We start from the raw sequence: 24,076 nt of genomic DNA on the forward strand, positions 1-24,076 counted from the left end.
ATCGTATGCCTTAACGGGAATCGCGGTGCATGACCGCAGCACTGCTTCAGATGTCTTTACTAAGACCGGCAGCAATCCCCTCGTTGCAGCAGAGTGCCTGCTTGCTGAGGCGACTGCTGCAGAAGGAAAGGAGCCTGCACCGTACACGGGATTTATCAGCGATACAGTGATCAGGAAACTCGGTTATTCGCTCGTTGACGGGAGCATTCTCGGCCTTTCACTCCTTGTCGGCACCCCGAAAAGTGCCGAAAGCGCTGCGGCGATCTGCCGCGAGCTCCAGGAAAAATATATGCTCACGTTCCTTTCCGGCGGCGTCATCCCGTCACTCTCTTTTGCCGGCGTAAAACTTGGCCTCGATTACCGGCTTATCCCCCTCGGCTCAAAACCTCTTCACAGCGTATATTTTGTCGATATCGTTGCGCGGGTAGCGATGATGTTCGGTGGTGTTTCCCCGGGTGATACCCAACGGTTGCTCACGTATGCGGCAGAACGGGCAAAAGCAATCGTGATTGCCTTCCCCGGCCTCTCTGATGAGGAGATTGCGTTTGTTGACGGAATGCGCGTGCTGGGGTTCCCGATCCTCTCGCTTGGCGGGTACGAAGGCGGGGACTGGACACATGCAACTCCTGCCGATATCGTGCGCACCGGCATGGATATGAAGGGGATCCGGGTCACGGTGACCGCCATTCCCATCCCGATGGCCTGCTCCCCGGCGTTTGAGGGAAAGAGCATACGAAAAGAAGAGATGCAGGTCGAGTTTGGCGGAGGCCGCTCGCCTGCATTTGAACTATTGCGGATGCGAAATCCCGGCGAGATCGAAGACGGGAAGGTGACCGTTGTCGGGCCGGAGATCGGATCCATGAAGGAAGGCGCAGCCTACCCTCTTGGTATCGTCATTGAGGTTGCCGGTAAAACGATGAAGAAAGATTACGAGCCGGTTCTCGAACGACGGATCCACAATTTTATCAATTATGGTGAAGGGTCGTGGCACGTCGCCCAGCGGGATCTCATCTGGGTACGAATATCAAAGGAAGCGTTTGCAAAAGGGGTAAAGATCGAGCACCTGGGAAAACTCATTGCCAGTAAGTTCCGGATGGATTTTCCCCAGCTTCTCGATGCGGTCACGGTGACACTCATCACTGACAAGGACAAGGTGCTTGCAGGAAAAAAGGAGGCTGAGAAGATCTACGAGGAGCGCGATGCCCGGATCAAGGGGATGCACGACAACGACGTCAACACCTATTATTCCTGTACGCTCTGCCAGACGTTCGCCCCCAACCACGTTTGCGTAATCACCCCGGAACGACCAGCCCTCTGCGGGGCAATCAGCTGGCTTGACGGGAGGATTGCGTACGAGATATCGCCATCCGGCGCGAACCAGCCGGTCGAGAAAGGGGCGCTTATTAATGCCCAGAATGGGGAGTTCGACGGGGTGAACCGGTTCGTGAAAAAAGCGAGCCACGGTGAGATCGAGCGGTGCTCGCTCTACAGCGTGATGGAATTTCCCATGACCTGTTGCGGGTGTTTTGAAGCAATCGCCCTGATGCTCCCTGAAGTAAACGGGATCATGGTCGTCAACCGGGAATATAAGGGCATGACTCCCTCCGGGATGACGTTTTCGACTCTTGCCGGTACCATCGGCGGGGGCGCCCAGACCCCGGGGTTTGCCGGGATCTCGAAAAATTATATCCTCTCGGACCGGTTCCTTCAGGGAGAGGGGGGGATCGAACGCCTTGTCTGGATGCCCTCACAATTAAAAGAGGAATTAAAGCCCCGGCTTGTCGCACTGCTTATAAGCAAGGGACTCCCCGGCCTCTTTGACAAGATCGCGGATGAGAATACCGCAGCTACCATCGAAGACCTGACCGCTTTCCTCGCCCGCGTCGGCCACCCGGCGCTTGCGATGAAACCCCTGATGTGAGGCGAGAGATGATACCTGAACCGAACTTTGGCTGGACGAGTACAGTGGGGGAAGTCATTCTCGGCGCAACCCGTGCAGAGGGTGGAACCCGGTCACGATCCTACCGGATTGGCGGTGGCACCACGCTTCCGTTCATGGAAAAAGGGATCACATCTCCATCGCCTCTGATCGCCTTTGAGATTTGCGACGACTCACGGTTCTGGTCGCCGATCATCAACGAGTTCTGCGGGGATCTTATCCACGATCCCGGTGCATGGGCAAAGACCGCGGAAACCACTTATGGTGCGGATCTTGTCCGGCTCTGCCTGACCAGCACCAGACAGCGGGATTTTTCCGATATCCCCACACTTGGGAAAACGGTCGAGACGGTTCTTGCATCGACAACCCTGCCGCTTATTCTCGAAGGGAGCAACGAGCCGAAGATCGACAGCGAGGTGTTCCTGAAATGCGGGGAGACCGGGCAGGGCGAACGCCTGCTGCTCGGGACCGCGGAAGCAGGACGGTACCGGAGCATTGCCGCTGCTGCACTTGCCTATAACCATTCAATCATCGCGCAGTCCCCCATCGATATCAACCTCGCGAAGCAACTTAATATCCTGCTTACGGAGATTGGTGTCCAGAAAGATCACATTGTCATCGACCCCTACACCGGTGCGCTCGGCTACGGGTTCGAGTACTCGTATTCAGCGATGGAACGGATCCGGTTTTCCGCCCTTAAAGGCGATGCGGATCTTGCGATGCCGATGATCTGCGCCCCTTCGGATTCGCTCACGATAAAAGAAGTACGTGAAGCTGACACCGGTGTCAGGAACGCCATCGCGGTGGAATGGGAGTTTGCAACAAGCCTTGCCGCTGCCGTTGCAGGGGCGGAGATTGTCTGCGTCCGCCACCCGGACACGGTAAAACGGCTGAAGGCTGCATTTACCGGACTGAAAACCCGGTCGGGGATGTGAATATGGCACTCAAGGCTCTTGATATCTACAAACTCCTGCCAAAGAAAAACTGCAAGGAGTGCGGCGACCCGACCTGCCTGACCTTTGCGATGAAACTTGCCGCTGGCAAAGCCGATATCGATATCTGCCCGTACCTGGACGAGAACGCAAAATCGGTTCTCGGGGCAACGACACGGCCGCCGATAAAACTCGTAAAACTCGGGGTCGGCGAGCGTTCGTTTGCGGTCGGCGATGAATTTGTCCTGTACCGTCATGACAAGACATTTTACCATCCTCCGGGCATCATGTTTAAGGTTCTGGATACCCAGAGCGAGGAAGAGATCATGGCAATCACGGCCCGGGTTCGCGACGAGACACTGACCCGGGTCGGGGCCGACTTAAAATTCAACGGGACTGCTATTGTCAATACAAGCGGGACGGCCGATGCATATGCAAAGGCCGTTGCGTCCGTGGAAAAAACCGCAGGCCTCCCTGAAGTCCTCGTCTCGGATAACCCCGCCGCCCTTGCGGCAGCCCTTGTCCTGTGCGGGAGTTACCATCCTCTCATCTGTGCGGCAACACAGGAAAACTACAAACAGATGTGTGCCCTTGCAAAACAGTACGGGTGCCGGCTCGTGGTCCGGGCTCCCGCCCTTGATGCTCTCGCCCAGCTGACAAAAGACTGCGTTGCCGAAGGTGTCAAAAACCTCCTCATCGATCCCGCACCGCAGACCCTCGGGGATTTCATTACCCGCTCGACCGCGATCCGGCAGCTCGCCATCACCCGGGCGGTACCGGATCTCGGGTACCCGGTATACCTGGATGCAACGGCGTTCGATGATGAAGATGCGGCCATCGCTCTCGGGATTGTCAAGTACTCATCTGTCATCGTCACATCCCCGCTTTCCCCTGCATCCGCGAAGGCCGTTCTCACGCTCCGCCAGAATATCTATACCGACCCGCAGAAACCCATCCAGATGAACCCCGGGCTGTACCGTGTCGGCACGCCGGGCAAGGATGCACCGGTGCTCATGACGGTAAACTTCTCCCTCACGTATTTCACGCTCCAGGGATACCTTGAATCAAGCCGGGTCCCCTGCTTCATGCTGATCGTGGATACCGAAGGGCTCTCGGTGCTTACCTCTGTAGCAGCCGGCAAGCTCAACGAGACACTTATCCGGGACGCGATAAGAAAATTCGGGGTCGAAAACGAGGTCACGCACCGGAAACTGATCATCCCCGGGTACTCTGCCCCCCTCTCGGGACGGATAGAAGAGGCAACCGGCTGGAAAGTGCTCGTCGGGCCCCGGGACGCAGCTGAGATTGGTGAATATCTCCACCAGGAATGGAAACCCTAAATGCGCACCGTTACTTTCCTTCCCGGGTATAACAAGATTGTTGCCCCCCGCGGGACGACTATTCTTGACGCTGCCCAGCGTGCCGGCATCAACATGAACGTTGTCTGCGGCGGGCAGGGCAAGTGCGGCAAATGCGTGGTCTATGTCCAATCCGGCAAAACCAAGTTTGACCGGGAGAAGTTCGGGAGGTTCTTTACCGAAGAGGAACTTAAGCAGGGTGCCTGCCTTGCCTGTGAGACTACAATTCAGGGGGATCTCTCTGTAATAATTCCAGAAAGTACGTTGATCCAGGAACAGAAGATCCTCGTGAACGGTATTGATACGGCAATCGAGTTCCACCCGTCCGTAAAAAAATATTATGTCGAACTTCAGTCACCGACCCTTGCCGACCCGTCGCCGGATCTCTCACGACTGCTCTGGGGTATCCAGAAGGGGGGCGGTCCTATCGCGGAGAAGATGTACGCACCGCTTGAAGTGATGCGCGAGATCCCCGCCCTGCTCCGGCACAGCGACTGGAAAGTAACTGGTACCATCGCGCTCGTGCCCGGTGGCTACCGGCTTATCGATCTCCAGGAAAACGACACCTCTCAACGGCTCTATGGGGCGGCGGTTGATCTTGGCTCCACCACAGTCGTCGCTTACCTCTGGGACCTCATCACGGGAAAAGTTGCCGCAGTTGCCTCCAACTATAACCGGCAGATCAGCTGCGGGGAGGATATCCTTGCCCGCGTCAATTATGCCCAGAAAAACGGGATCGAGAAACTCCAGGCACTTGCTGTCGACAGTATCAACGCGGCCCTGACCACGGCCGCAAATTCCGCCAGGATCGACCGCGAGGACATCTACGAGGTTGTTGTCGCGGGAAACACTGTCATGACGCATATGCTGCTCGGGATCGATCCCGCGTATATCATCAAGGAACCTTATGTCCCGGTGGTTCAGCGGGCGCTCTCGGTGGCAGCCGCACGGATAGGGTTGACCTGCAACAAAAACTGCGGGCTCTTTGCATTCCCTGCCGTAAGTGACTTTATCGGTGGAGATATTATTGCCGACATCCTTGCCTGCGGCATGAGCGAGAAAGAGGAGATTTCGCTTCTTGTCGATATCGGAACAAATTTCGAAGTTGTACTCGGGAACAAGGAATGGATGTTCTCCTGTGCAGGGGCCGCCGGGCCGGCGCTTGAAGGCGGCGAAGTGCTTTTTGGGATGCGGGCAAACCCCGGCGCAATCGAGAAGATAACGATCGATCCGGTCACTCTTGCCCCGGCATTTTCCACCATCAGCGGGATCAAACCCCGGGGCATCACTGGTTCAGGGCTTATCGACATCCTTGCCGAGCTGCTCTCGGCAGGTGTCATCGATCGGACCGGGCGGATCAATATGGAGATAAAAAATCCCCGGATTCGCGCGGGCGCACACTTCCCGGAGTACGTGATCGCGTGGGCGCGTGAGACCGATATCAGGAAAGATATCGTGATCACGGAAAACGACATCAAGAACCTGATCATGAGCAAGGCCTCCATCCATGCTGCCTGTGTGACGCTTATGAAAGAAGCCGGAGTGAGCCGGCTTGATATTGCCACCATCTACTTTGCCGGTGCCTTTGGCAACTACATCAACAAGAAGAACGCGACAATCATCGGGCTTATCCCGGAGATCGATCTCGAACGGATCAAGAATATCGGGAACGGCGCAGTCGCAGGGGCGAACCTCGCGCTCATCAACCGCAGGAAGCGGAAACTTCTCGATGGGATCGCGGGGCAGATCGCTTATATTGAGCTCAATGCGGAGCCGTCCTTCATGGACGAGTACACCTCAAGCGTGTTCCTCCCGCACACCGATCTCTCCCTCTTCCCCCGGGTCCAGGCGCTCCTCGAATCCATCCGGGAGAAAAAAGAGGCACCCTGATGTCATGGATGATCCCGCCTCCGAATTCCCGCGCAACCGGTGTCGGCGCCCTCCCGCATACCGATCCGGTGCTCGCATGCAACGACGTGCTCGACATTTTCCCGGAATTCCCGTATGCCCCCACGCTCCCGGACCGCGGCCTCCTTGAAAGTATTGTCTTTAACGACTCTGCCCAGCTCCCGGGCCAGCTCATCCGCGAGGACCGGCTGCTGTACGACAGCACCCGGGACAACACGGTCGCGATGGAGCAGGTGTACCTGGACTTTGTCGAGGAAAACTTCTCGCCGTACGGCCTTGATCGTTCGCATGCATCTGCGTTTACCGAGATGATGACCCGACAGTTCCCAAAGGTACAGGTACTCAAGTGCCAGGTGACCGGCCCGGTCACATTCGGGATGCAGGTGGTCGATGCAGACAAACGCCCGATCTACTACGATACCCAGCTTGCTGACGTCCTTTCGAAAATGATCGCGCTCAAGGCACGCTGGTGCGAGAACGAGATGCAGACCCGTACCGGTGTCAAAGAGACGCTGGTCGTCTTGAACGAACCCTATTTTGCCTCGCTTGGCTCTTCGGTCGTGCCGATCGATAAGGAGTCCGTGCGGGCCGGCTGGCACGATATCGCTTCGCTTGTGAAAGGCGGCCTTGGCGTCCACTGCTGCTCGAATACGGACTGGGGTTTTGTCATCAGCCTCGACCCTTCGGTTATCTCGCTTGACGCGTACGCGACATCGAAAGAATTCCTTCTCTATGCCGATGCAATCCGGGAGTACATGGAACGGGGCGGCGTTGTCGCATGGGGGATCGTCCCTGCCGAGTACAAACTCTTTGCCGGCGAGACAGTCGATTCACTGTATGCACGGTACTGCTCGATACGCTCTCAGCTTACAAAGCAGGTGCCGGCGGAACTCTTCGACGCACAGTCACTGATCACCCCCAGCTGCGGGATCCGGTTTGCCGACCGGAACGGCGCCTGCGAGATCCAGCGGGCCGCCGTTGAGATCTCCCGGAGGATCCGGGCAGATGCGAAAATTCCCTGATTATTTCATGAGACCCTTACCATGACCCTGCTCCCGTTTACCATTGCACTTTCAGGAAAAGGTGGGACCGGCAAGACCACCATCAGCTCGCTCCTTGTCCGGGCGTTTATTGATGCCGGAGAATGCCCGGTGCTTGCCGTGGATGCCGATCCGAACGCGAACTTCCACGAAGCCCTCGGTGTCGAAGTCAAAGAGACGCTGGGGAGCATGCGGGAGGAGGCCTTCACCCGGAACATCCCGCCGGGCATGAACCGGCACGATTATGTGCGGTTCCGTTTCCGGCAGGCACTGGTGGAATCAAGCGGTTTCGATCTCGTCGCGATGGGCCGGCCCGAGGGTACCGGCTGCTACTGTTTTGCAAACGATCTCCTCTCGGAATGCATGCAGCAGCTCGAGCGGGAGTACCGGTTCCTCGTGATCGACACCGAGGCCGGCATGGAGCACATCAGCCGGGGTACGATCGGGAAGCCGGACGTGCTTTTGATCGTCAGCGATCCCGGGGCCCGGGGGCTCCGGACGATCGCCCGGATACGGGAGATTGCCATCCAGCTCGGCCTTGAACCGTCACGGATCCACGTTGTCTACAACAGGTTTAAGTCCGGCGCTGCACCGGTGGATATCGGGAGCGAACGCCCGATCGCGATCGTCCCGGAAGACCCGGCAGTTGAGGCAGCGGATCTTGCGGCAACTCCGGTCTCGCGGATCCTTGCCGACAGCCCGGCACGGCAGGCCACCCGCATCCTTGCGGAAAAACTCATTGAGATGGCGCATGCCCGGCCAGAAAAATAACTCAAAAACGATAAAAACGGTTCTTCGCTGAATTGTGGGGGTAAATCTAGACTTCGTCAAAGAAGTTGATGGGGGCTAACGCCCCCAAACCCCCATTAGGATGGACTCTGCCGCCCCGAAGGGGCACCCCTGCGGCGGCTCAAGCAACTAAATGTAAGGTGAATCAATCGTTTAACTCACCCACACGAAATAGCGAGGAGCCATAAAAAAATTACAGGAAAACCGCTGCGGCAATCACGGTCGTCCACAACCCGTTCTTGTCACCCTGCGCAGACTGGCAGACGTGTTTTGTCCTGATGATCTTGCCGCTTGCCTTGTAGATCTGTTCGCGTTCCTGCCACGCGGCATTCGCGTCGAATTCGATACCGAGCGTCGTCGCAAGCATTGTCGCTGCAAGGTCTTCGGCATATTCCCCGGTCTTGTCCTGAGTCTCGCCATATGCATGGTGCTCTGAGAGGTACCCGTATTCCTCAACGTCTTTTGGGAGTGCGAGCCCGACTGCGGCAGAGACCAGCCGGTTTGGCTCGTTTGTCTCATTTCTTGCCATCACGCAATACGTGATGCCGCCGGACTGGAGTTCCCTGAGGCCGGTGCGGGAGGGGATTTGTTTGCATTTTGGCGGAAAAATGCTCGACACGTACACGAGGTTGCATTTTTCGATACCGGCCTTGCGGAGCGCCAGTTCGAACGATGCAAGACGATCTTTATGGATTCCCGCCCCCTTGGTGAAAAAGATCCTCGTTGGAACAAACATAAATTTTATGGTACCTGTGGCTTTTTTTAATTTTTGGTCAGAATTCCGTACGAAAACCGTCACAATGCAGGATTTCCGGCCCGCCCGCATCAGCGCGCAAGCATGTTTTTACCCGGATTGTGATCACTGGAATCAGGATCCAGATGCCGGCAAACCTTTTACTATTCCAAGGAGTTCGTCCATGCGGTCGATGACAAAATCTGCCCCGTCATAGTCCCGGGTCTTCGAGAACCGGTCCCCGTACCGGGCGTACACCGTCCGGATCCCAAGTTTTTTACAGGGTTCGATATCCCGCCGGGGACTGTCGCCGATGAAGATTGATTCATCCGGCCGGGCGCGGATCGTACCAAGTGCTGTAAGGAACGGGTCAGGGGCCGGCTTTTTTACCTTAACCATATCGAAGGTTACCATGCAGTCAAAGAAGGAGGACAACCCGCATTTGCCGAGCCTTGGGATGGCATCTACCCTTTCCGCATCGGTCACGATCCCTGTAGCAAACCCCATTTCCCGGATCGCCCGCAGGGTCTTTGTGACACCGGGGTATGGGGTAATGTGCCGGAGTTTTTCTGTTGCATAGATCCGGCAGGCCTCCTCATACATTCCGTTCGTTGAGATCCGGCGCTCCTGCATATACTGCCGGATATTTTCCGTGGACTCAAAACCGTGGGGTGTATTGAGGAAATAGGAGAAGAGATCGTCGCCGTCGTCATGCCCGAGGTGGCGCACCACACAGTCGCATGCAGCAACCTGCGCCCCGACAAGGTCAAAGAGCGTGTTGTCCATGTCGAACAACAATGCAGTGACCGGCGGTTTTTTGTCCGTCATACCTGTTGGAAATTGTTGTGTTGCGGAACCTATGAGCATATGGGTACCGGCAATTCCTGTAAGGGGCACTGACTGTGTGAGTACAGGATAAACCAATGTTTTAACCCCCTGCTGCCAATAAACCTGTACCTGCGGGCGATCATGTTATGGACGACACTTATCTTGTCGAGATCCGTCTTGCCCGGACCCGGTGGCGGATAAAGGAGACAACACGCGCCATCACACAAAAATCCGGTGCAGAACGTTACCGGGAACGGCACCCGCACATATCCCTGTACGGTCCATTCACGCTCGAAGACCCGGGAGGGGAGCAGCACCTGCTCGTTACTATCGGATCGATTGCAGGAAATTTCGGTGCGATCCCGTTTACGATCGGCGGGTGGGAGCGGCGTGAGGGGATGCACGGCGGAGTAGTGGCATTCTCCGTTTTTCCTTCCCCCGTGCTTGCCGGATTGACCGGGGCACTTGCCCGGGCGCTTTCCGGTTTTACCATCAGCCTGAATGCGTGGGACCTGCGGCCCGATGAGAAATGGTTCCATGTCACTATCGCAAATCTTCTTCCTCCGGGTAAATCCGAAGAGATTGCATCCATGCTTGCCGCGCAGGAAAATGGTGCAGCCTGCAGCCCCGGGGCACCTTCCGCTCCTTCCTGCCTGCGCACCCGTCTTTTCGCACTGGCGCAAAGGATCGGATTCCTGCACCGCCACACATCCCCGATCCGGCCTCTCCTGCTCGATGACACCGGCATCCGGATCACGGTTATGCACAACGATGAGATTCTCGGCGAGTACGATCTTCTCCGGCAGTGTTGGCTTACGCAGGAAGAGATCCACGATCCCCGGTCATGGCAGCAGTCCCTCGCGCTGTACCGGAAAAGTGCGGGGTTTGAACTCTTCGCCCCGGTCGTCCACGGGCCGGATGAGATTTTCCTTATCTCGGATCTCCACGTTGGCCATGCGAACATCATCCGGTACTGCTCACGCCCGTTTGTCCACGCTGATGTGGCGGAGATGGACCGGGTGCTTGTTGCCAACTGGAACTATTGTATCGCCCCCACAGACCGGGTTTATTTCCTTGGCGACCTGCGGTATGGCAGGGACGCACGCCCGGAAGCGGAGTACCGGGCGCTTCTTAAGGGGAATATCACGTTTATTGCCGGGAACCACGATAATGGGCTCCCGCATACTGTGCCCTCGGCTCAGCTTACCTGCGATGGAATCCGGTTCCTGCTTGTCCACGACCCGGCCGACGCACCGAGAGACTTCGACGGCTGGATCATCCACGGCCACCACCACAACAATGACCTTCGCACGTTTCCGTTCATCGATGTTGCCGGAAAACAGGTCAACGTAAGTGCAGAGGTTCTCGGGTATTCTCCCGTGAGCCTGCGGGAGATCTGCCGGATCATTCGTGAGCAGGTGGGATCCGGGGAGCCCCTGCTCCTGCGGTATCCGTACGTGAGGTAAGGACACGTGCGGTATTTCTGTCCGCGTTAAAGGACACCAATAGCCCGGAACATTTTCGATCTGCCAAAAGTATATACGACCCGGCACGAGAACTCCCCTCAAAGGGGGTCCCTGTATGTGGTTTGAACGCATTGTTGCCGAAGGTCTGTCTCATACCTCCTATCTTGTGGGATCTGGCGGACAAGCGGCGGCTATCGACCCGCGCCGGGACTGCGATTCCTATCTCGATCGTGCAGACCGGCACGATGCTGTCATCACGCATATCTTCGAGACGCACAGGAACGAGGATTACGTATCCGGTGCACTTGAACTCGCGCACCGGTGCAGCGCGAAGATCTATCACGGTTCCCGGATGGACTTCGCATACGGGAACGCGGTCCGGGAAGGCGACCGGTTCACGCTCGGCACGCTCGAACTCTTCATCCTTGAGACCCCGGGGCACACGGAAGAGAGCATCACGGTTGTCCTTGTGGACGCTGAAGTCTCCCGCGAGCCGTACATGGTCTTTTCCGGCGACACACTTTTTGCAGGAGATATTGCGCGGACGGATTTTTTCGGGCCGACAAAAAAAGCGGAGATGGCAGGAAAAATCTACGACAGCATTTCCACGAAGATCCTGCCGCTCGGTGACGGCGTCATCCTCTGCCCGGCACACGGGGCGGGTTCTGCCTGCGGAAGCGAGATTGCCGACCACCCCTTTTCCACCATCGGTTACGAGAGGCGCGCGAACCCGGTCCTTGCGCTCAAAAAAGATGCCTTTATCGCACGGCGCACCACCGAATCCCCGTACCTGCCGCCGTACTTCCGACAGATGGAGATCGTCAACAAAGACGGCCCGGCGCTCCTGAACACCCTTCCCAGACCACAACCACTTCCGGTCGCCGCAGTAGCCAGCCTGATCATATCCGGCTGCCAGATCGTGGATATACGCTCTCCCACATCCTTTGCCGCAGGTCATATCCCCGGTAGTTTATCTCTCTGGCGTGACGGCATCGCCTCATTTGCCGGCTGGTACCTTGATTATACGCGCCCTATTGTTTTTGTTGACGATTTCACCTGCAATCCCGATGCTGTAATCAGGCATTTCGTGCGGATGGGGTACGATACTACCGCGGGCTGGCTGGCCGGCGGGTTTCCTGCATGGTTCCGGGCCGCACGACCGGTCGGGACGACCGGGGCCTGCACAGTGCAGGAGCTCGAAAAACGGCTTACCCGCGAGAAACCGTTCCTGCTTGACGTCCGGGACCGAAAAAACCGGGAGCGCATCGGATTTATCCCGGGTTCGCACCACGTGTATGTCGGCGAGCTCCCGCAGCACCTCCGGGAGATCCCAAAAGGACGGCTCCTTGTCATATACTGCGATTCCGGATTCAAAGGGAGCCTTGCGGCAAGCGTGCTTGCGATGCACGGATTTGCTGACGTGATCAGTGTCCTTGGTGGGATGCAGGCCTGGATCAAAGCGGGGTACCCGGTCGAACGATAGTGTGCCACGGCCACAAAGGCGATCTTCAGGCAGATTTACGAAGATTTATTACCTTCCTCTCTGAATCCAGATTGGAGCGAATCAATGGATGTTGTAAAGATCCCCCGAATGGATAAACAGGAATACGACCGGTTGATCGAGAAAGGATATGTCTGCCGGATCGCATTCCAGGGTGAGAAGTACCCCTACATCGCGCCGTTCCTGTACGTGTTCGATGGATCCTTCATGTATTTCCTCTCCACCAAGTATGGCAAGAAACAGGAATATTTCAGGAAAAGCCCGCATGTATCAGTGGAAATTGAGAAATATACCAAGGATCTCTCGTCCTATACGTTTGTCACGCTGCAGGGACTTCTCGAAGAAGTAGACGACTCGATAGAGAAGAAGATTATCCGAAAGAAATTTGTCGATCTGATCGTGGAACGTAAACTCTCCAGCAATATCCTTGCCGCGCTCGGGCATTCCCCGGCCGACCTCCCGGCAAAAATTGCTGAAGAAGAACGGTCGCTTGTCTGGAAACTGGTGGGCGTGCGCGATCTCGTTGCCCTGAAAAATATGTAACCTTTTTTCCCGTTTATTACATTTTCTGAATTTTACCATGCGTCCTTCGCCGTTTTTCGTTCTCCAAGCATTCGTGCCAGCTCGCCCGGATCATGTATTGGTGCCCGGCATGTATGGCCGGTACAGAGATATGCTGCAGCATGGCCGTCTCTAGCGGTACGCCCGTGTACAACCGGTGCGAGAGTATCGAGATCATCACCAGATTTTCCCGGGGGCCGGTGCAGGACGATCAGGCCGGGCAGGTACTGATTGAAGGCTGCATCAAGAAGGGCTCGGGTATCGGGTTGTGCAGGGTCGCCGGCAATCACCAGATCCTGCATATTCCCGGTGGGTGGCAGACAGGTAAGCCCGGCAAGGAATGCAGCAGTCGCCGTCGGGGCACGCTCTGCTGCACCGGCAAGAAACTGCGAACATGCAATCGCAGCGGCATTAAGGTCGTTATCTTCCGTTACCCGTGCAAGCCAGGTGAGGTTTTCAAATGCTATGGCATTTGCGGAAGGAACCGCGCCGTCGTACCACTCTTTTTTGCGCACCAGAAGTTTTTCAGCACTATCGGATGTGGTAAAAAACCCGCCGTTTTCTTGGTCCTGAAAACGGGTGACAAACGTGGCATTGAGATCGAGCGCCCGGGAAAGATACGCGGGATCAAACGTTGCCTCGTAGAGTGCGATAAGCGCGGAGACAAGATACACGTAATCGTCCGCGAACGCAGGAATCGCGCGCTCACCGTCACGGTAACGATGCAGAAGATACTGGTTGTTATCTGACAGGAATTTAAGGATAAACTGTACGGCCCCTGATGCCGCACCAGTGTATGCAGGATTCCTGAATGCCCGGCCGGCACGGGCGAGTGCAGTGCAGAAGAGTGCATTGGTATCCGTGAGGATCTTGTCGTCGCGAGCCGGCCGGGCGCGTTTATTACGGGCTGTGAACAACCGGGACCGGATAGATTCGCGGCGGGCGGCGATTTTACCGGACGGCAGGGAGAGGGTCTGTTCGAGAACGGGATCCGGCCCGGCTGCCGAGAGGATGAACCGCTGCCCGCTTTTCTGCGCACCGGAATCGCTTATGCCATATGCGGGGGCAGGAAGAGGGGTGAGGGTGAATACGGACGCGGCTAAGGCTGCATCATCCGGGCCAAGCGCTACGGAAAGTTCGTCAGAGGTCCATGTGTAGTACGCCCCCTCCCCGCCGGGGCTGTCCGCATCCTCCGCTGAATAAAAAGCACCGCCCGGGTCGCGCAGCTCGCGGAGCACGTACCCAATGCACTCTTCAGCCATCGTCCGGTAGCGATCCTGCCGGGTTGCCTGGTAAGCCTCGGTGCAGGCCAGCACGAAGAGGGCCTGATCACAGAGCATCTTCTCGAAGTGCGGGATGCGCCACCGGGCGTCGGTCGCGTACCGGTGGAGGCCCCCTCCCACGTGATCCCAGATACCACCCTGCCGGATTGCATCGAGCGTTTTTTCGGCCATCGCAAGGGCCCGGGGTTCGCCGGTAACGTGCCAGTACCGGAGCAAAAAGATCGTGATGTGGGGTGCGGGAAACTTCGGGACGTTTCCGAACCCGCCGTTCTCTGGATCGAACTGCCGGGAAAGTTCGCGGAACCCAGCGTCAAGGAGTAAACGATCCGGATCGCGGGACGCGGGAACCGGTACCGTTCTTGAGAGCGCGACGATCTCACCCGCCGACCGGCTGATCTCGTCCTGCTGCTCGTGCCAGAGGGCAGCGACACGGTCAAGGATCCCGGTCAGCCCCGCGATACCGTGGCCGGACTCTTTCGGGAAATACGTGCCGGCAAAGAACGGCAGTTTTTCCGGTGTCATGATAATGGTAAGCGGCCAGCCGCCCTGCCCGGTCATCTGCTGGCAGATTCCCATGTATACACTGTCGATATCCGGACGTTCCTCCCGGTCGACCTTGATACTGATAAATGCCCGGTTGAGGAGCGCGGCGACCTGTTCATCCTCGAAGCATTCGTGCGCCATCACGTGGCACCAGTGGCACGTGGAGTACCCGATGGACAAAAAAACCGGCTTGTTTTCTTCTGCAGCGCGGGAGAACGCCTCCTCTCCCCACGGGTACCAGTCAACCGGGTTGTACGCATGCTGGAGCAGGTACGGGCTCTTCTCGCGGGCAAGCCGGTTTACCGGCCGCACCGCGGGCCCGGGATGCAGTACCGGCGGATCCGGGGCGGTTCCGGGAGGCATACCAGTGTCATCGCCTTCCGGATATATCAGCCTATCAACCGTGTATATCCATGAACGGGACATGCGCTTTTTTTACCGATGCCATCGGACGTACTGCATCATGGAGAGCACAGTGTCCCCCGCGATGGTCACTTTTATTGGCATTATTTTCACCGCCATTGTAGTCATGGGACTCTCGCGCCTGCTCGATCACATCTGGGCGCGTGTACTCCGGTTCTCGTGGCTTTATTTTATCGTGAGCGCCCCGGGGGTTGTCGTCCACGAGTGCGCTCATATCATCGGCTGCCTCGTGACCGGTGCAAAGATCAAAAAAGTTGTCCTGATCTCAAAAGAGGGGGGGATGGTCTCGTATGCACCACCCGCGATCCCTCTTTTCGGGAACGTTATCATCAGCACGGCCCCGCTCTTTTTCCTTCCGCTTGTGCTAGCCGCGCTCACGTGGTTCTTCGGGACATACGCCGGCTGCACGTTTTCCTCTGCGATACCGGCACTGGACTCTTTTGCATCCGTGTACTCACTGGTAGTTACGATTGGCCAGACCCTGTACCAGAACCTTTTTGTTGCGTTCAACGGCTGGTTCCTCCTCTACCTGTATCTCGTGACCAGTCTTGTTCTCTCATTTTCCCCGAGCACGCAGGATCTCAGGAACGCAGTCGTCGGGATCCTGATCCTTATCATCGCCGGTTTTTGCCTCCTTGCCGCAGGGATCCCCGTCGTCACCGGCATTTTTCTTACGGTCATTAACCTGTTTGGTATCGGGCTTGCGATCGGGTTTGCCTTCGAACTGGTAGCACTTCTCGTGTCGCTGCCGGCCCTCGTGTTTTACCGGAACTCCCCGTGACATGGAAACGATCCCCAATAACCGGTGTATACAGAAAAGGAGATCCGTTTTACCGGATCCGTACGGTTTAATCTCCCGGTCAACAAAACACTAATGCAGATGAAAACTGAGCCTTGTTCCAGTACCGGTGCGGCAGTCGATGACGGCAGGAACCTCACCCCGGGGATGCGGCAGTACCGGGAGATCAAGGCACAGTACCCCGATGCGATTTTGTTCTTTCATATCGGGGATTTTTTTGAGACGCTTGAAGGCGACGCGGAGATAGTCTCCCGCGAACTTGACCTCGTGCTCACCTCGCGGTCAAAGAACGGCGACCAGCGCATCCCGCTCGCCGGCGTCCCCCATCATGCCGGAGAGAGTTACATCGCGCGGCTCGTTTCTAAAGGCTACAAGGTCGCGATCTGCGAGCAGATCGAGGACCCAAAAACCGCAAAAGGGCTTGTGAAACGTGAGGTCGTACGGGTGATCACCCCGGGTACCGTCATCGATCCGGCCATGCTCCCCTCATCTGACGCTACCTACCTCATGGCAATCGCTCCCGGGATAAAAGGCGGCGACTGGGGTATGGCGCTCCTGGATATCTCGACCGGAGAATTTTTTGTCTCTGTCCTTTCTTCTGAGGGAATTGGTGAGAATATCCGGTCCGAGATCGCCCGTTACCGGCCGGCCGAGTGCATTGTCCCGTCAACGGTGGATGAAACCCTGCGAGCCACTCTTCAGCAGAATGGCGTCGTTATCACGCCGTACCCGGACGACCATTTCCTTCCGGATCGGGCGGGGCGCACCCTGCTCGACCACTTCGGGGTGACATCCCTTGCCGGCTACGGGTGTGATACGATGCCGGCTGCTGTCGGGGCGGCGGGTGCGGCGCTTGCCTACGCTGAGGAAACCCAGAAGTCCGCGCTCCCGCAGGTAAGCGGGCTTTCCACGCGCACGTCCACCCAGAGCATGATGCTTGACGCTGTCACGCTGCGCAATCTCGAAGTGCACGAGAGTATACGGGGCGGGAGCAAAGGATCGACGCTCTTTTCTGTCCTTGACCGGACAAAGACCCCGATGGGCAGCCGGCTTTTGCGCCGGCAGCTCACCCGGCCGCTCACGGATATTACGCAGATCAACGGGCGGCTCGATGCTGTCGAGTACTTTACGAACAATACCGCGCTGCGCCTCTCGCTCCAGGACCTGCTTTCATGTCATGCCGACATCGAACGGATTACGGCCCGGATCGCGTACGGGAATGCCGGTCCCCGCGACCTTGTCGCGCTTGCCGACTCGCTTGAGACGATCCCGGCGCTCAAAAAAATCCTTGCAGCGCCACCGGCATCAGTTCCTGTCGAGATCCCGGAACGCGTGGTTGCATCGCGGGATATGCTCTGTAATCTCGCTGAAGTCATCGATCTTGTCAGGAAAGCCATCACTGATGACCCACCCGCTATTGCAAAGAACGGCGGCGTGATCCGGCCCGGCTATTCAAAGGAACTCGACGAGATGGCCGGCATCCTGCACTCCGGGAAGAACTGGATTGTGGAACTCCAGCAGCAGGAACGGGAGAAGACCGGGATAAAATCGCTCAAGATCGGGTACAACCGGGTCTTTGGCTATTACATCGATGTGAGCAAGACCAACGTCTCCCTTGTCCCGGCGCGGTACGAGCGCCGCCAGACCACGGCAACCGGCGAGCGGTATACAATCCCCGAACTCAGGGAAAAAGAGGCGCTGATTACGAATGCCGACGAACGGGTGCTTGCGCTCGAACGTACACTGTATGCAGGGCTCATCAATAAGATCCGGATAAAGATCCCTGCCCTCCAGCAGATTGCAACCGGGATCGCAACCCTTGATGTCTCCGCTGCACTCGCCGATGTTGCGCAGGCAAACGATTATGTCCGGCCGCAGCTGGACAACGGTGATGCGATCTCATGCCGGGATGTGAGGCACCCGGTGGTCGAGCGGAGTCTTGCCGGCGGATTTGTGCCAAACGATGCAGACCTGTCAGGGTCAAAGATCCAGATCATGATTATCACCGGGGCAAACATGGCGGGGAAATCCACATACATGCGATCAGTCGCGCTCTGCTGCATCATGGCGCAGGCCGGAAGTTTTGTCCCCGCCCGCTCTGCACGTATCGGGATCATCGACCGGATCTTCACCCGTGTCGGCGCATTCGACGACCTTGCAAGCGGCCAGAGCACGTTCTTTGTCGAGATGCTCGAACTCTCAAACATCCTCAATAACATGACGCCAAAAAGCCTTGTCATTCTCGACGAGATCGGCAGGGGCACGAGCACGGTGGACGGGTGCTCGATCGCGAAGGCAGTGCTCGAATACCTGCACGGCAGATCGTCTGCTGGCCCAAAGACACTTTTTGCTACCCACTTCCACGAGCTCATCGATATGGAAGGGGAATTAAAACGGGTAAAAAATTTCCATTTTGCGGTGCAGGAAACAAAGCAGGACATCGTCTTCTTACGGAAGCTCATCCCCGGCGCGACTGACAAGAGTTACGGTATCCACGTGGCCCGGCTTGCTGGTATCCCAAAGAAAGTGACAGACCGGGCTGACGTTCTCCTTGCTGAATCTCTCAACCGTGCAGTCGCCCCGGGCACAAAGCCCCAGCGCTACACCCAGATCCTGCTTGTGGACGACAGTGTGCCGGCGCATGAAGGGCCGGAAAAGCTGGACCCGGTGGTCGCGGAACTGTCCCAGCTTAATCCCGACACGATGACGCCGATACAGGCACTGGCAAAACTTGCCGAACTTGTAAACCTTGCAAAAAAATCCGGTGAGACTGGGCCGAAGGAGGCGGGACGGTGACACAGGAATGGGCGGGAGGTCGGACGATCCGGGTCCTTGACCCGGCAACGGTCAACCAGATCGCAGCAGGCGAGGTCGTTGAGCGTCCGGCCTCGGTCGTCAAGGAACTCGTGGAGAACGCGATCGATGCCGGGGCCCGCACAATCCGGATCGATATCACGTCAGTTCAGGGCGGAATCGTGGCCATCCGGGTCACCGATGACGGCTGCGGGATGTCGCCTGCCGATGCAGAGCTGGCTTTTACCCCGCACGCGACAAGCAAGCTTACCACAATCGACGACCTGTTTAAAATCCATACGCTGGGTTTCCGGGGCGAGGCGCTGGCAAGCATCGCTGCTGTCGCAAAAGTAACGCTTGTCACAAAACCCCGGGGCAGCACCACGGTTGCTGGCACCCGGCTCGTTGTGATCGGCGGTGTACAGAAAGAGAAAGGAGAGACCGGGGTTCCTGAGGGAACAAGCGTCCTCGTGGAGGAACTCTTCTTCAACACGCCGGCCCGGAAAAAATTCCAGAAAAACCTCAACACGGAGCTCGCCCGCATCCATGGGATCCTTGAAGGGATCTTTCTTGCCAACCCGCAGGTTTCGTTCCGGTTCTACCACAACAACCGCGAGCAGCTCGTCACCGACCGGACTACGCAGCCGCTCGATACAATTGCCCGGATCTTCGGAAACGAATGCGCCCGCGAGCTGATTCCGGTCTCTTCTGACCTGCCGTTCATGCGCATATCGGGTTTTATCTCCCGCCCGGCGCTCTCGCGCAAAGACCATGATCGGATCCTCATCGCCATCAATGACCGGTACGTCTCCACTGCTGCGGTTACGGCCGCTGTCAAGGAGGGGTACGGTACGCTCCTCCCCCGCGACCGGTTCCCGGTTGCCCTCCTCTTGCTTGCTATCGATACCCGGCTCGTGGATGTCAACGTCCACCCGACAAAAAAACAGGTCCGGCTCTCGAAGGAAAAAGAGATCGTGGAGGCAGTGCGCGAAGCGGTGCATTCGGCGCTCAGTAAAAACGACTTGATCCCCGAGGTCGTCGTGCCCCGCCAGCAGAACCGGGAACTGGAGAGTGCAGGGATCGCAGCCGCCCGGACCTCTTCGGGCGTTGCAGAACCGGCGGTGCCGTACGGTGCCGGGGCCCGGGGACTGCCGGCAGCTGCCACGCCCGATCCGGGCGCAGCGATCGCTCCTGCCCTCACCGAACCGACTCATACCGGCACTGTATTGACCGATCACCGGCTCCGGCAGACCGAACTCGCAAGTGGGGTTCCCCCGGTCACCGCAGTCGTACCTTCGATGGAAGTGATCGGGCAGGTCGGTGGGTGCTACATCCTTGCAGCCGCTGCGGACGGCGAACTCATCATCATCGACCAGCACGCCGCCCACGAACGGATCTTCTATGAGCAGGTAAGCCGGAGCATGACGGCCCGGCACGCACAGGAACTGCTCGTCCCCGCGATCATCCACCGCCCCCCCAAGGATGCGGCAATCCTCCGTGAATTGATACCGGTGCTCGCCGAGGAAGGTGTCGTTATTGAGGAGTTCGGGAGCGGTTCATTCCTGGTCCGGGCCGTCCCGGCCGTGATGGGAACGTGCGAGGGGCCGGCAATGATCGACGATCTGGTAAGCGATCTCATGAGCAGCGATCCCACCCGGCCGGTCAGCGACCGTGAACGGATCACCCGGATCATTGCCTGCCGCAGTGCGATTAAAGCCGGCACGGTCTGCACACTTGAGCAGTGCCAGCGGATTGTGAACCAGCTCCGGGCGACACAGAGCCCCTTTACCTGCCCGCACGGCCGGCCGACCATGGTCCGGTTCTCCCGGGCAAAACTGGACGAGATGTTCAAGCGGACATAAAATAGAGGACTCGATGGAATCGACAATACACCTTTTTTTGATTTTTCCCAAGCCACTCTTTCCGGTGTGTATAATTCGCTGAACTGCTATCTCCCTGCAGCAATCTCAATTTTTATCATCAATACCGTATGACAAGGTATGGAAATACCGCTCCGCACCCATGAACCCCTCCACACAGACGCATCTCAATCTCTTCAGGCAGTCACACTCTTGTGATCCGCCGACCGATGAGGCCATCGTAGAATTTCAGAAGCAGGTGCTTTCCTTCTATGTGCGCCACGGCCGGCATGATATGCTCTGGCGCCACACGGACAATCCGTACCGGATCCTCGTCTCCGAGATCATGCTCCAGCAGACACAGGTGGAACGGGTTGCGGTAAAATATCCTGAATTCATCGCCGCGTTCCCGGACTTAACCTCGCTCGCCCGGGCCCCGCAGTGCGATGTGATCGCGGCATGGCAGGGCATGGGCTATAACCGCCGGGCTATTGCGCTGAAAAAATGTGCAGAAAAAGTCGTGGACGAGTATGCCGGGACCGTGCCCCACGACCCGGATGTGCTTGCGACATTTCCCGGCATCGGCCCGGCGACTGCGTCGTCCATCTGTGCGTTCGCATTCAATCTGCCGGTCGTTTTTATCGAAACAAACATCCGCCGCGTCTTCATCCATTTCTTTTTCCCGGATGCGGAAACGGTGACAGATAAGGAGGTCCTGCCACTCGTGGAACGGGCGCTTGACCGGGAAAACCCCCGGGTCTGGTACTGGGCGCTGATGGACCTGGGCGCAGAATTAAAAAAGAGCGTACCCAACCCGAACCGGAAGAGCACCGCGTACACGAAGCAGGCGCCGTTTGAGGGATCTGACCGGAGGATCCGGGGGATGATTCTGAAAATGTTGGTTGGGCAGCACAGGCTTTCAGAAAAAAAGATTCTGGAACTGGTAAAAGAAGACCCGGACCGGGTGCACCGGATCCTTACGGTACTGGAGAAGGAAGGGTTTATCCAGAAGGGCAGGACCGGATACCAGCTCGCGGAATAAAACATATCTGAAGGCAGACCCCCTCCTTAATGTACTATCTCACATCCGGAGCAGTCCCGGAAACACCCGCAAAATCGCCCGTTTCAACCCATCCGGAAATGCAGCGATATATTCGCCCTGTTTGCCAATATGCGCCCAAATTGACCTCCATATAACGCCCTTTGCCGCCACATATTCACGTTCTGGCAGCCTCTGTTTTCATCAACGATCAAAAACCCATCCAGACCAGGTATCGGGCCTCAAAAACGCAATACGTGAACGTTTTAATTTGTCCGATTGGAAAAATAAGGCTGATTTGAGGTTATTTTGAATCGGAGTCCTATACGGGCTTCTTTTTGGGTGAGGGGGGGTAATCGGTGCTCGAATTGAGCCCGGATTGGATGTATGGGAAGGGGGTGAAATGGGGGTGTTTCACGGGTTCAGTCCAGATAAACCACGCGAGGGACATATACCCAGAATTTCAGGAATTAACGATCTATTTCAGAGAGGATCATGTTAATGCGGCAATGTAATGCGGAAATAATGGGGATTGATAGAAAAACGAGATGGAGGATAAAAAAGTGTCTTTTAGACAAAATCAGATAATTTTTTATTCAACCCATTTTTTAATGATATCTAACGGCGCATTTAATGCATAGTCAACAGTTCGACAAGTTATAATTGAATCTTGATAAATAGACAGTGAGTGCAATGGCAAAAAAAAAAGGCGAGAATCAGAAAAAAAGCAGGGTTTAGTTGAGGAGTGTGATCTTGACAAGGGTTATCAATCTCCTATCAAAACATTCCATGACCTTTCCTTTGAAAATATAAAGTCACTTGTTGCATCGAGCCGGTATATCCAAGCCCTGATTGTTCTTACCGCAATTGGTTTTTTCCTGCGGTTCTACAACCTCGGGTATAACTCTCTCTGGCTTGACGAGGCTTCAACCTATTCCATCTCAATAAAATCATTTGCGGATATCTGGCAAACGATGGCAGCAGGGGAGATCAATCCGCCGCTTTTCTACTGGGCTGAACACATCATGCTGATACTCGGTAATAACGAAGTGATCATGAGATTTATCCCCGCTCTAGTCGGTGCGTTCACCATCCCAATCTTCTATCTTATCGGAAAGGAATTTTTCGATAGAAACGTAGGTATCATTGCATCAGCAGGCTGTGCATTCTCCGCATTCCTGATATATTATTCCCAAGAAGCACGGGCATACTCCCTGGCGCTCTTTTTTATTGCTATTGCAACGCTTTTTTTCCTTAAAGCCATTAAATCCGGTACCCTTTCACACTGGGGACTTTTTGGAGTCTTTTCAGCGCTCGGGTTCTGGACGCACTTTTACACGATTCTGATAATTGTGGCCCTCGTCCTTTATGCATTGGTCCTCTGGATCCCCCATGTCCGCGCAGAGATAAATAACCTAAAGATGCTTGTCGTTGGTATTGGTGTTTTTATTATCCTGTGTTTTCCCCTGATTCTTGTCGCTATCCAACTTTTTACACTACGGACGGCATCGACATTTACGTTTGGTTCTCGTGGTTTGGATCTCATTTCAGGAATCATCACCGGCATCTCTGGATTCAACTATATTGCGATGCTTCCCCTCATTGTGCTCTTTATTCTTGGAATCGCACAAATGTGTTCCATTAATAAAAACAAATGTATTTTTCTTATCTTGATCACGATTTTTACATTTGCGGTCAGCTACATCATCTCATTAATGATACCGCTGGAACCCCGCCATATTATCTGGTTCAGCCTTGTTTTTTTCCTTGGTATAGCCTGTTCTTATCGAACATTTTATACCCTGTTTCGGCGTCCTGCTGTGGTGTACGGTTTTATCGCCGTTCTGTGTATTATCACTATACCATTCCTGCTTAATTATTACTCAGAATACTCTAAACCGGATTGGAGAGGCTTTAGCGGGTTGCTCCAGGAGAAGACCACTTCCGGAGATGTGGTTGTGGCTGTGCCGGCATATAATGCCCAGCCTCTTGATTATTATTATTCATCTGTAAAGGACGACACGCGGGAATACGGGGCAACTACCAGTCAGGATCTCAAAAAGATTTATTCCCAAAAGGGAAATAGTACGATGTATGTTGTTGTTACCACGGATATCAGCCCTGCAAATCCCGAAGGGGATGCGATTGCGTGGCTTACCAACAATACACATTACATCGGTCAGGACTCCGTAATTTATCTTTTCGGAACCTCATAATTTCCATACTGGCATTTTATTGTATATAAAAAATGAATTTATACCACTTTATTGTTTTTACATGAG

17 protein-coding genes are annotated in these 24,076 nt (G+C 56.0%); 14 read left to right on the plus strand and 3 right to left on the minus strand.

The window, feature by feature from the left end; genetic code table 11:
- The 6 genes from acsB to QZN75_RS09525 form a co-directional block, all read left to right on the plus strand.
- The coding region (gene acsB, locus QZN75_RS09500; RefSeq protein WP_292427910.1) for an acetyl-CoA decarbonylase/synthase complex subunit alpha/beta at positions 1-1,921 on the plus strand (1,921 nt) is incomplete at its 5' end.
- An 8-nt stretch (positions 1,922-1,929) separates the two neighbouring features.
- Complete coding sequence (locus QZN75_RS09505; RefSeq protein WP_292427913.1) at positions 1,930-2,874, plus strand: acetyl-CoA decarbonylase/synthase complex subunit delta; 945 nt, start codon at positions 1,930-1,932, stop codon at positions 2,872-2,874.
- 2 nt (positions 2,875-2,876) lie between these two features.
- The gene (gene acsC / locus QZN75_RS09510; protein WP_292427916.1) at positions 2,877-4,211 is read left to right on the plus strand and encodes an acetyl-CoA decarbonylase/synthase complex subunit gamma; all 1,335 of its coding nucleotides are present in this window, start codon (positions 2,877-2,879) and stop codon (positions 4,209-4,211) included.
- Positions 4,212-6,119, plus strand: coding sequence for an ASKHA domain-containing protein (locus tag QZN75_RS09515; RefSeq protein ID WP_292427918.1), 1,908 nt, complete (start codon positions 4,212-4,214; stop codon positions 6,117-6,119).
- An 8-nt stretch (positions 6,120-6,127) separates the two neighbouring features.
- Positions 6,128-7,159, plus strand: a complete 1,032-nt coding sequence (locus tag QZN75_RS09520) for a hypothetical protein (RefSeq protein ID WP_292427921.1) — start codon at positions 6,128-6,130, stop codon at positions 7,157-7,159.
- Positions 7,160-7,180: 21 nt separating this feature from the next.
- Positions 7,181-7,948: an AAA family ATPase gene (locus QZN75_RS09525; protein WP_292427924.1), complete on the plus strand. Its 768-nt coding sequence runs from the start codon at positions 7,181-7,183 to the stop codon at positions 7,946-7,948.
- A gap of 211 nt (positions 7,949-8,159) precedes the next feature.
- Here the strand turns inward: QZN75_RS09525 and QZN75_RS09530 are convergent, their stop codons facing one another.
- Positions 8,160-8,702, minus strand: coding sequence for a pyruvoyl-dependent arginine decarboxylase (locus tag QZN75_RS09530; protein ID WP_292427927.1), 543 nt, complete (start codon positions 8,700-8,702; stop codon positions 8,160-8,162).
- A gap of 132 nt (positions 8,703-8,834) precedes the next feature.
- Positions 8,835-9,527, minus strand: a complete 693-nt coding sequence (locus QZN75_RS09535; protein ID WP_292427930.1) for an HAD family hydrolase — start codon at positions 9,525-9,527, stop codon at positions 8,835-8,837.
- A 146-nt stretch (positions 9,528-9,673) separates the two neighbouring features.
- On the opposite strand from QZN75_RS09535, the gene QZN75_RS09540 reads away from it, so the two are divergent.
- The 3 genes from QZN75_RS09540 (at position 9,674) to QZN75_RS09550 (ending at position 13,037) form a co-directional block, all read left to right on the plus strand.
- Complete coding sequence (locus tag QZN75_RS09540) at positions 9,674-10,993, plus strand: 2'-5' RNA ligase family protein (RefSeq protein ID WP_292427933.1); 1,320 nt, start codon at positions 9,674-9,676, stop codon at positions 10,991-10,993.
- A 115-nt stretch (positions 10,994-11,108) separates the two neighbouring features.
- Positions 11,109-12,476, plus strand: coding sequence for a rhodanese-like domain-containing protein (locus tag QZN75_RS09545; protein ID WP_292427936.1), 1,368 nt, complete (start codon positions 11,109-11,111; stop codon positions 12,474-12,476).
- Between the two features lie 84 nt (positions 12,477-12,560).
- Positions 12,561-13,037, plus strand: coding sequence for a pyridoxamine 5'-phosphate oxidase family protein (locus QZN75_RS09550; RefSeq protein WP_292427939.1), 477 nt, complete (start codon positions 12,561-12,563; stop codon positions 13,035-13,037).
- 32 nt (positions 13,038-13,069) lie between these two features.
- Here QZN75_RS09550 and QZN75_RS09555 read toward each other — a convergent pair whose 3' ends face one another.
- Positions 13,070-15,244 carry a thioredoxin domain-containing protein gene (locus QZN75_RS09555; protein ID WP_292427942.1) on the minus strand — a complete coding sequence of 725 codons (2,175 nt, stop codon included), beginning with the start codon at positions 15,242-15,244 and terminating at the stop codon, positions 13,070-13,072.
- Positions 15,245-15,344: 100 nt separating this feature from the next.
- Between QZN75_RS09555 and QZN75_RS09560 the strand changes: the two genes are divergently transcribed.
- The 5 genes from QZN75_RS09560 (at position 15,345) to QZN75_RS09580 (ending at position 24,010) form a co-directional block, all read left to right on the plus strand.
- Positions 15,345-16,085: a metalloprotease family protein gene (locus tag QZN75_RS09560; protein WP_292427945.1), complete on the plus strand. Its 741-nt coding sequence runs from the start codon at positions 15,345-15,347 to the stop codon at positions 16,083-16,085.
- Positions 16,086-16,184: 99 nt separating this feature from the next.
- Entirely contained in the window at positions 16,185-18,899 is a 2,715-nt protein-coding gene (gene mutS, locus QZN75_RS09565; RefSeq protein WP_292427948.1) for a DNA mismatch repair protein MutS, read from the plus strand.
- Positions 18,896-20,758, plus strand: coding sequence for a DNA mismatch repair endonuclease MutL (gene mutL / locus QZN75_RS09570; protein ID WP_292427950.1), 1,863 nt, complete (start codon positions 18,896-18,898; stop codon positions 20,756-20,758). The genes mutS and mutL overlap by 4 nt, the downstream gene beginning before the upstream one ends.
- A gap of 160 nt (positions 20,759-20,918) precedes the next feature.
- Positions 20,919-21,797, plus strand: coding sequence for an A/G-specific adenine glycosylase (locus QZN75_RS09575; protein ID WP_292427953.1), 879 nt, complete (start codon positions 20,919-20,921; stop codon positions 21,795-21,797).
- A 971-nt stretch (positions 21,798-22,768) separates the two neighbouring features.
- Entirely contained in the window at positions 22,769-24,010 is a 1,242-nt protein-coding gene (locus QZN75_RS09580; protein WP_292427956.1) for a glycosyltransferase family 39 protein, read from the plus strand.
- Positions 24,011-24,076 lie beyond the last annotated feature (66 nt).

The sequence above is a fragment of the Methanoregula sp. genome (genome assembly GCF_003170075.1).
Lineage (GTDB): Archaea > Halobacteriota > Methanomicrobia > Methanomicrobiales > Methanospirillaceae > Methanoregula.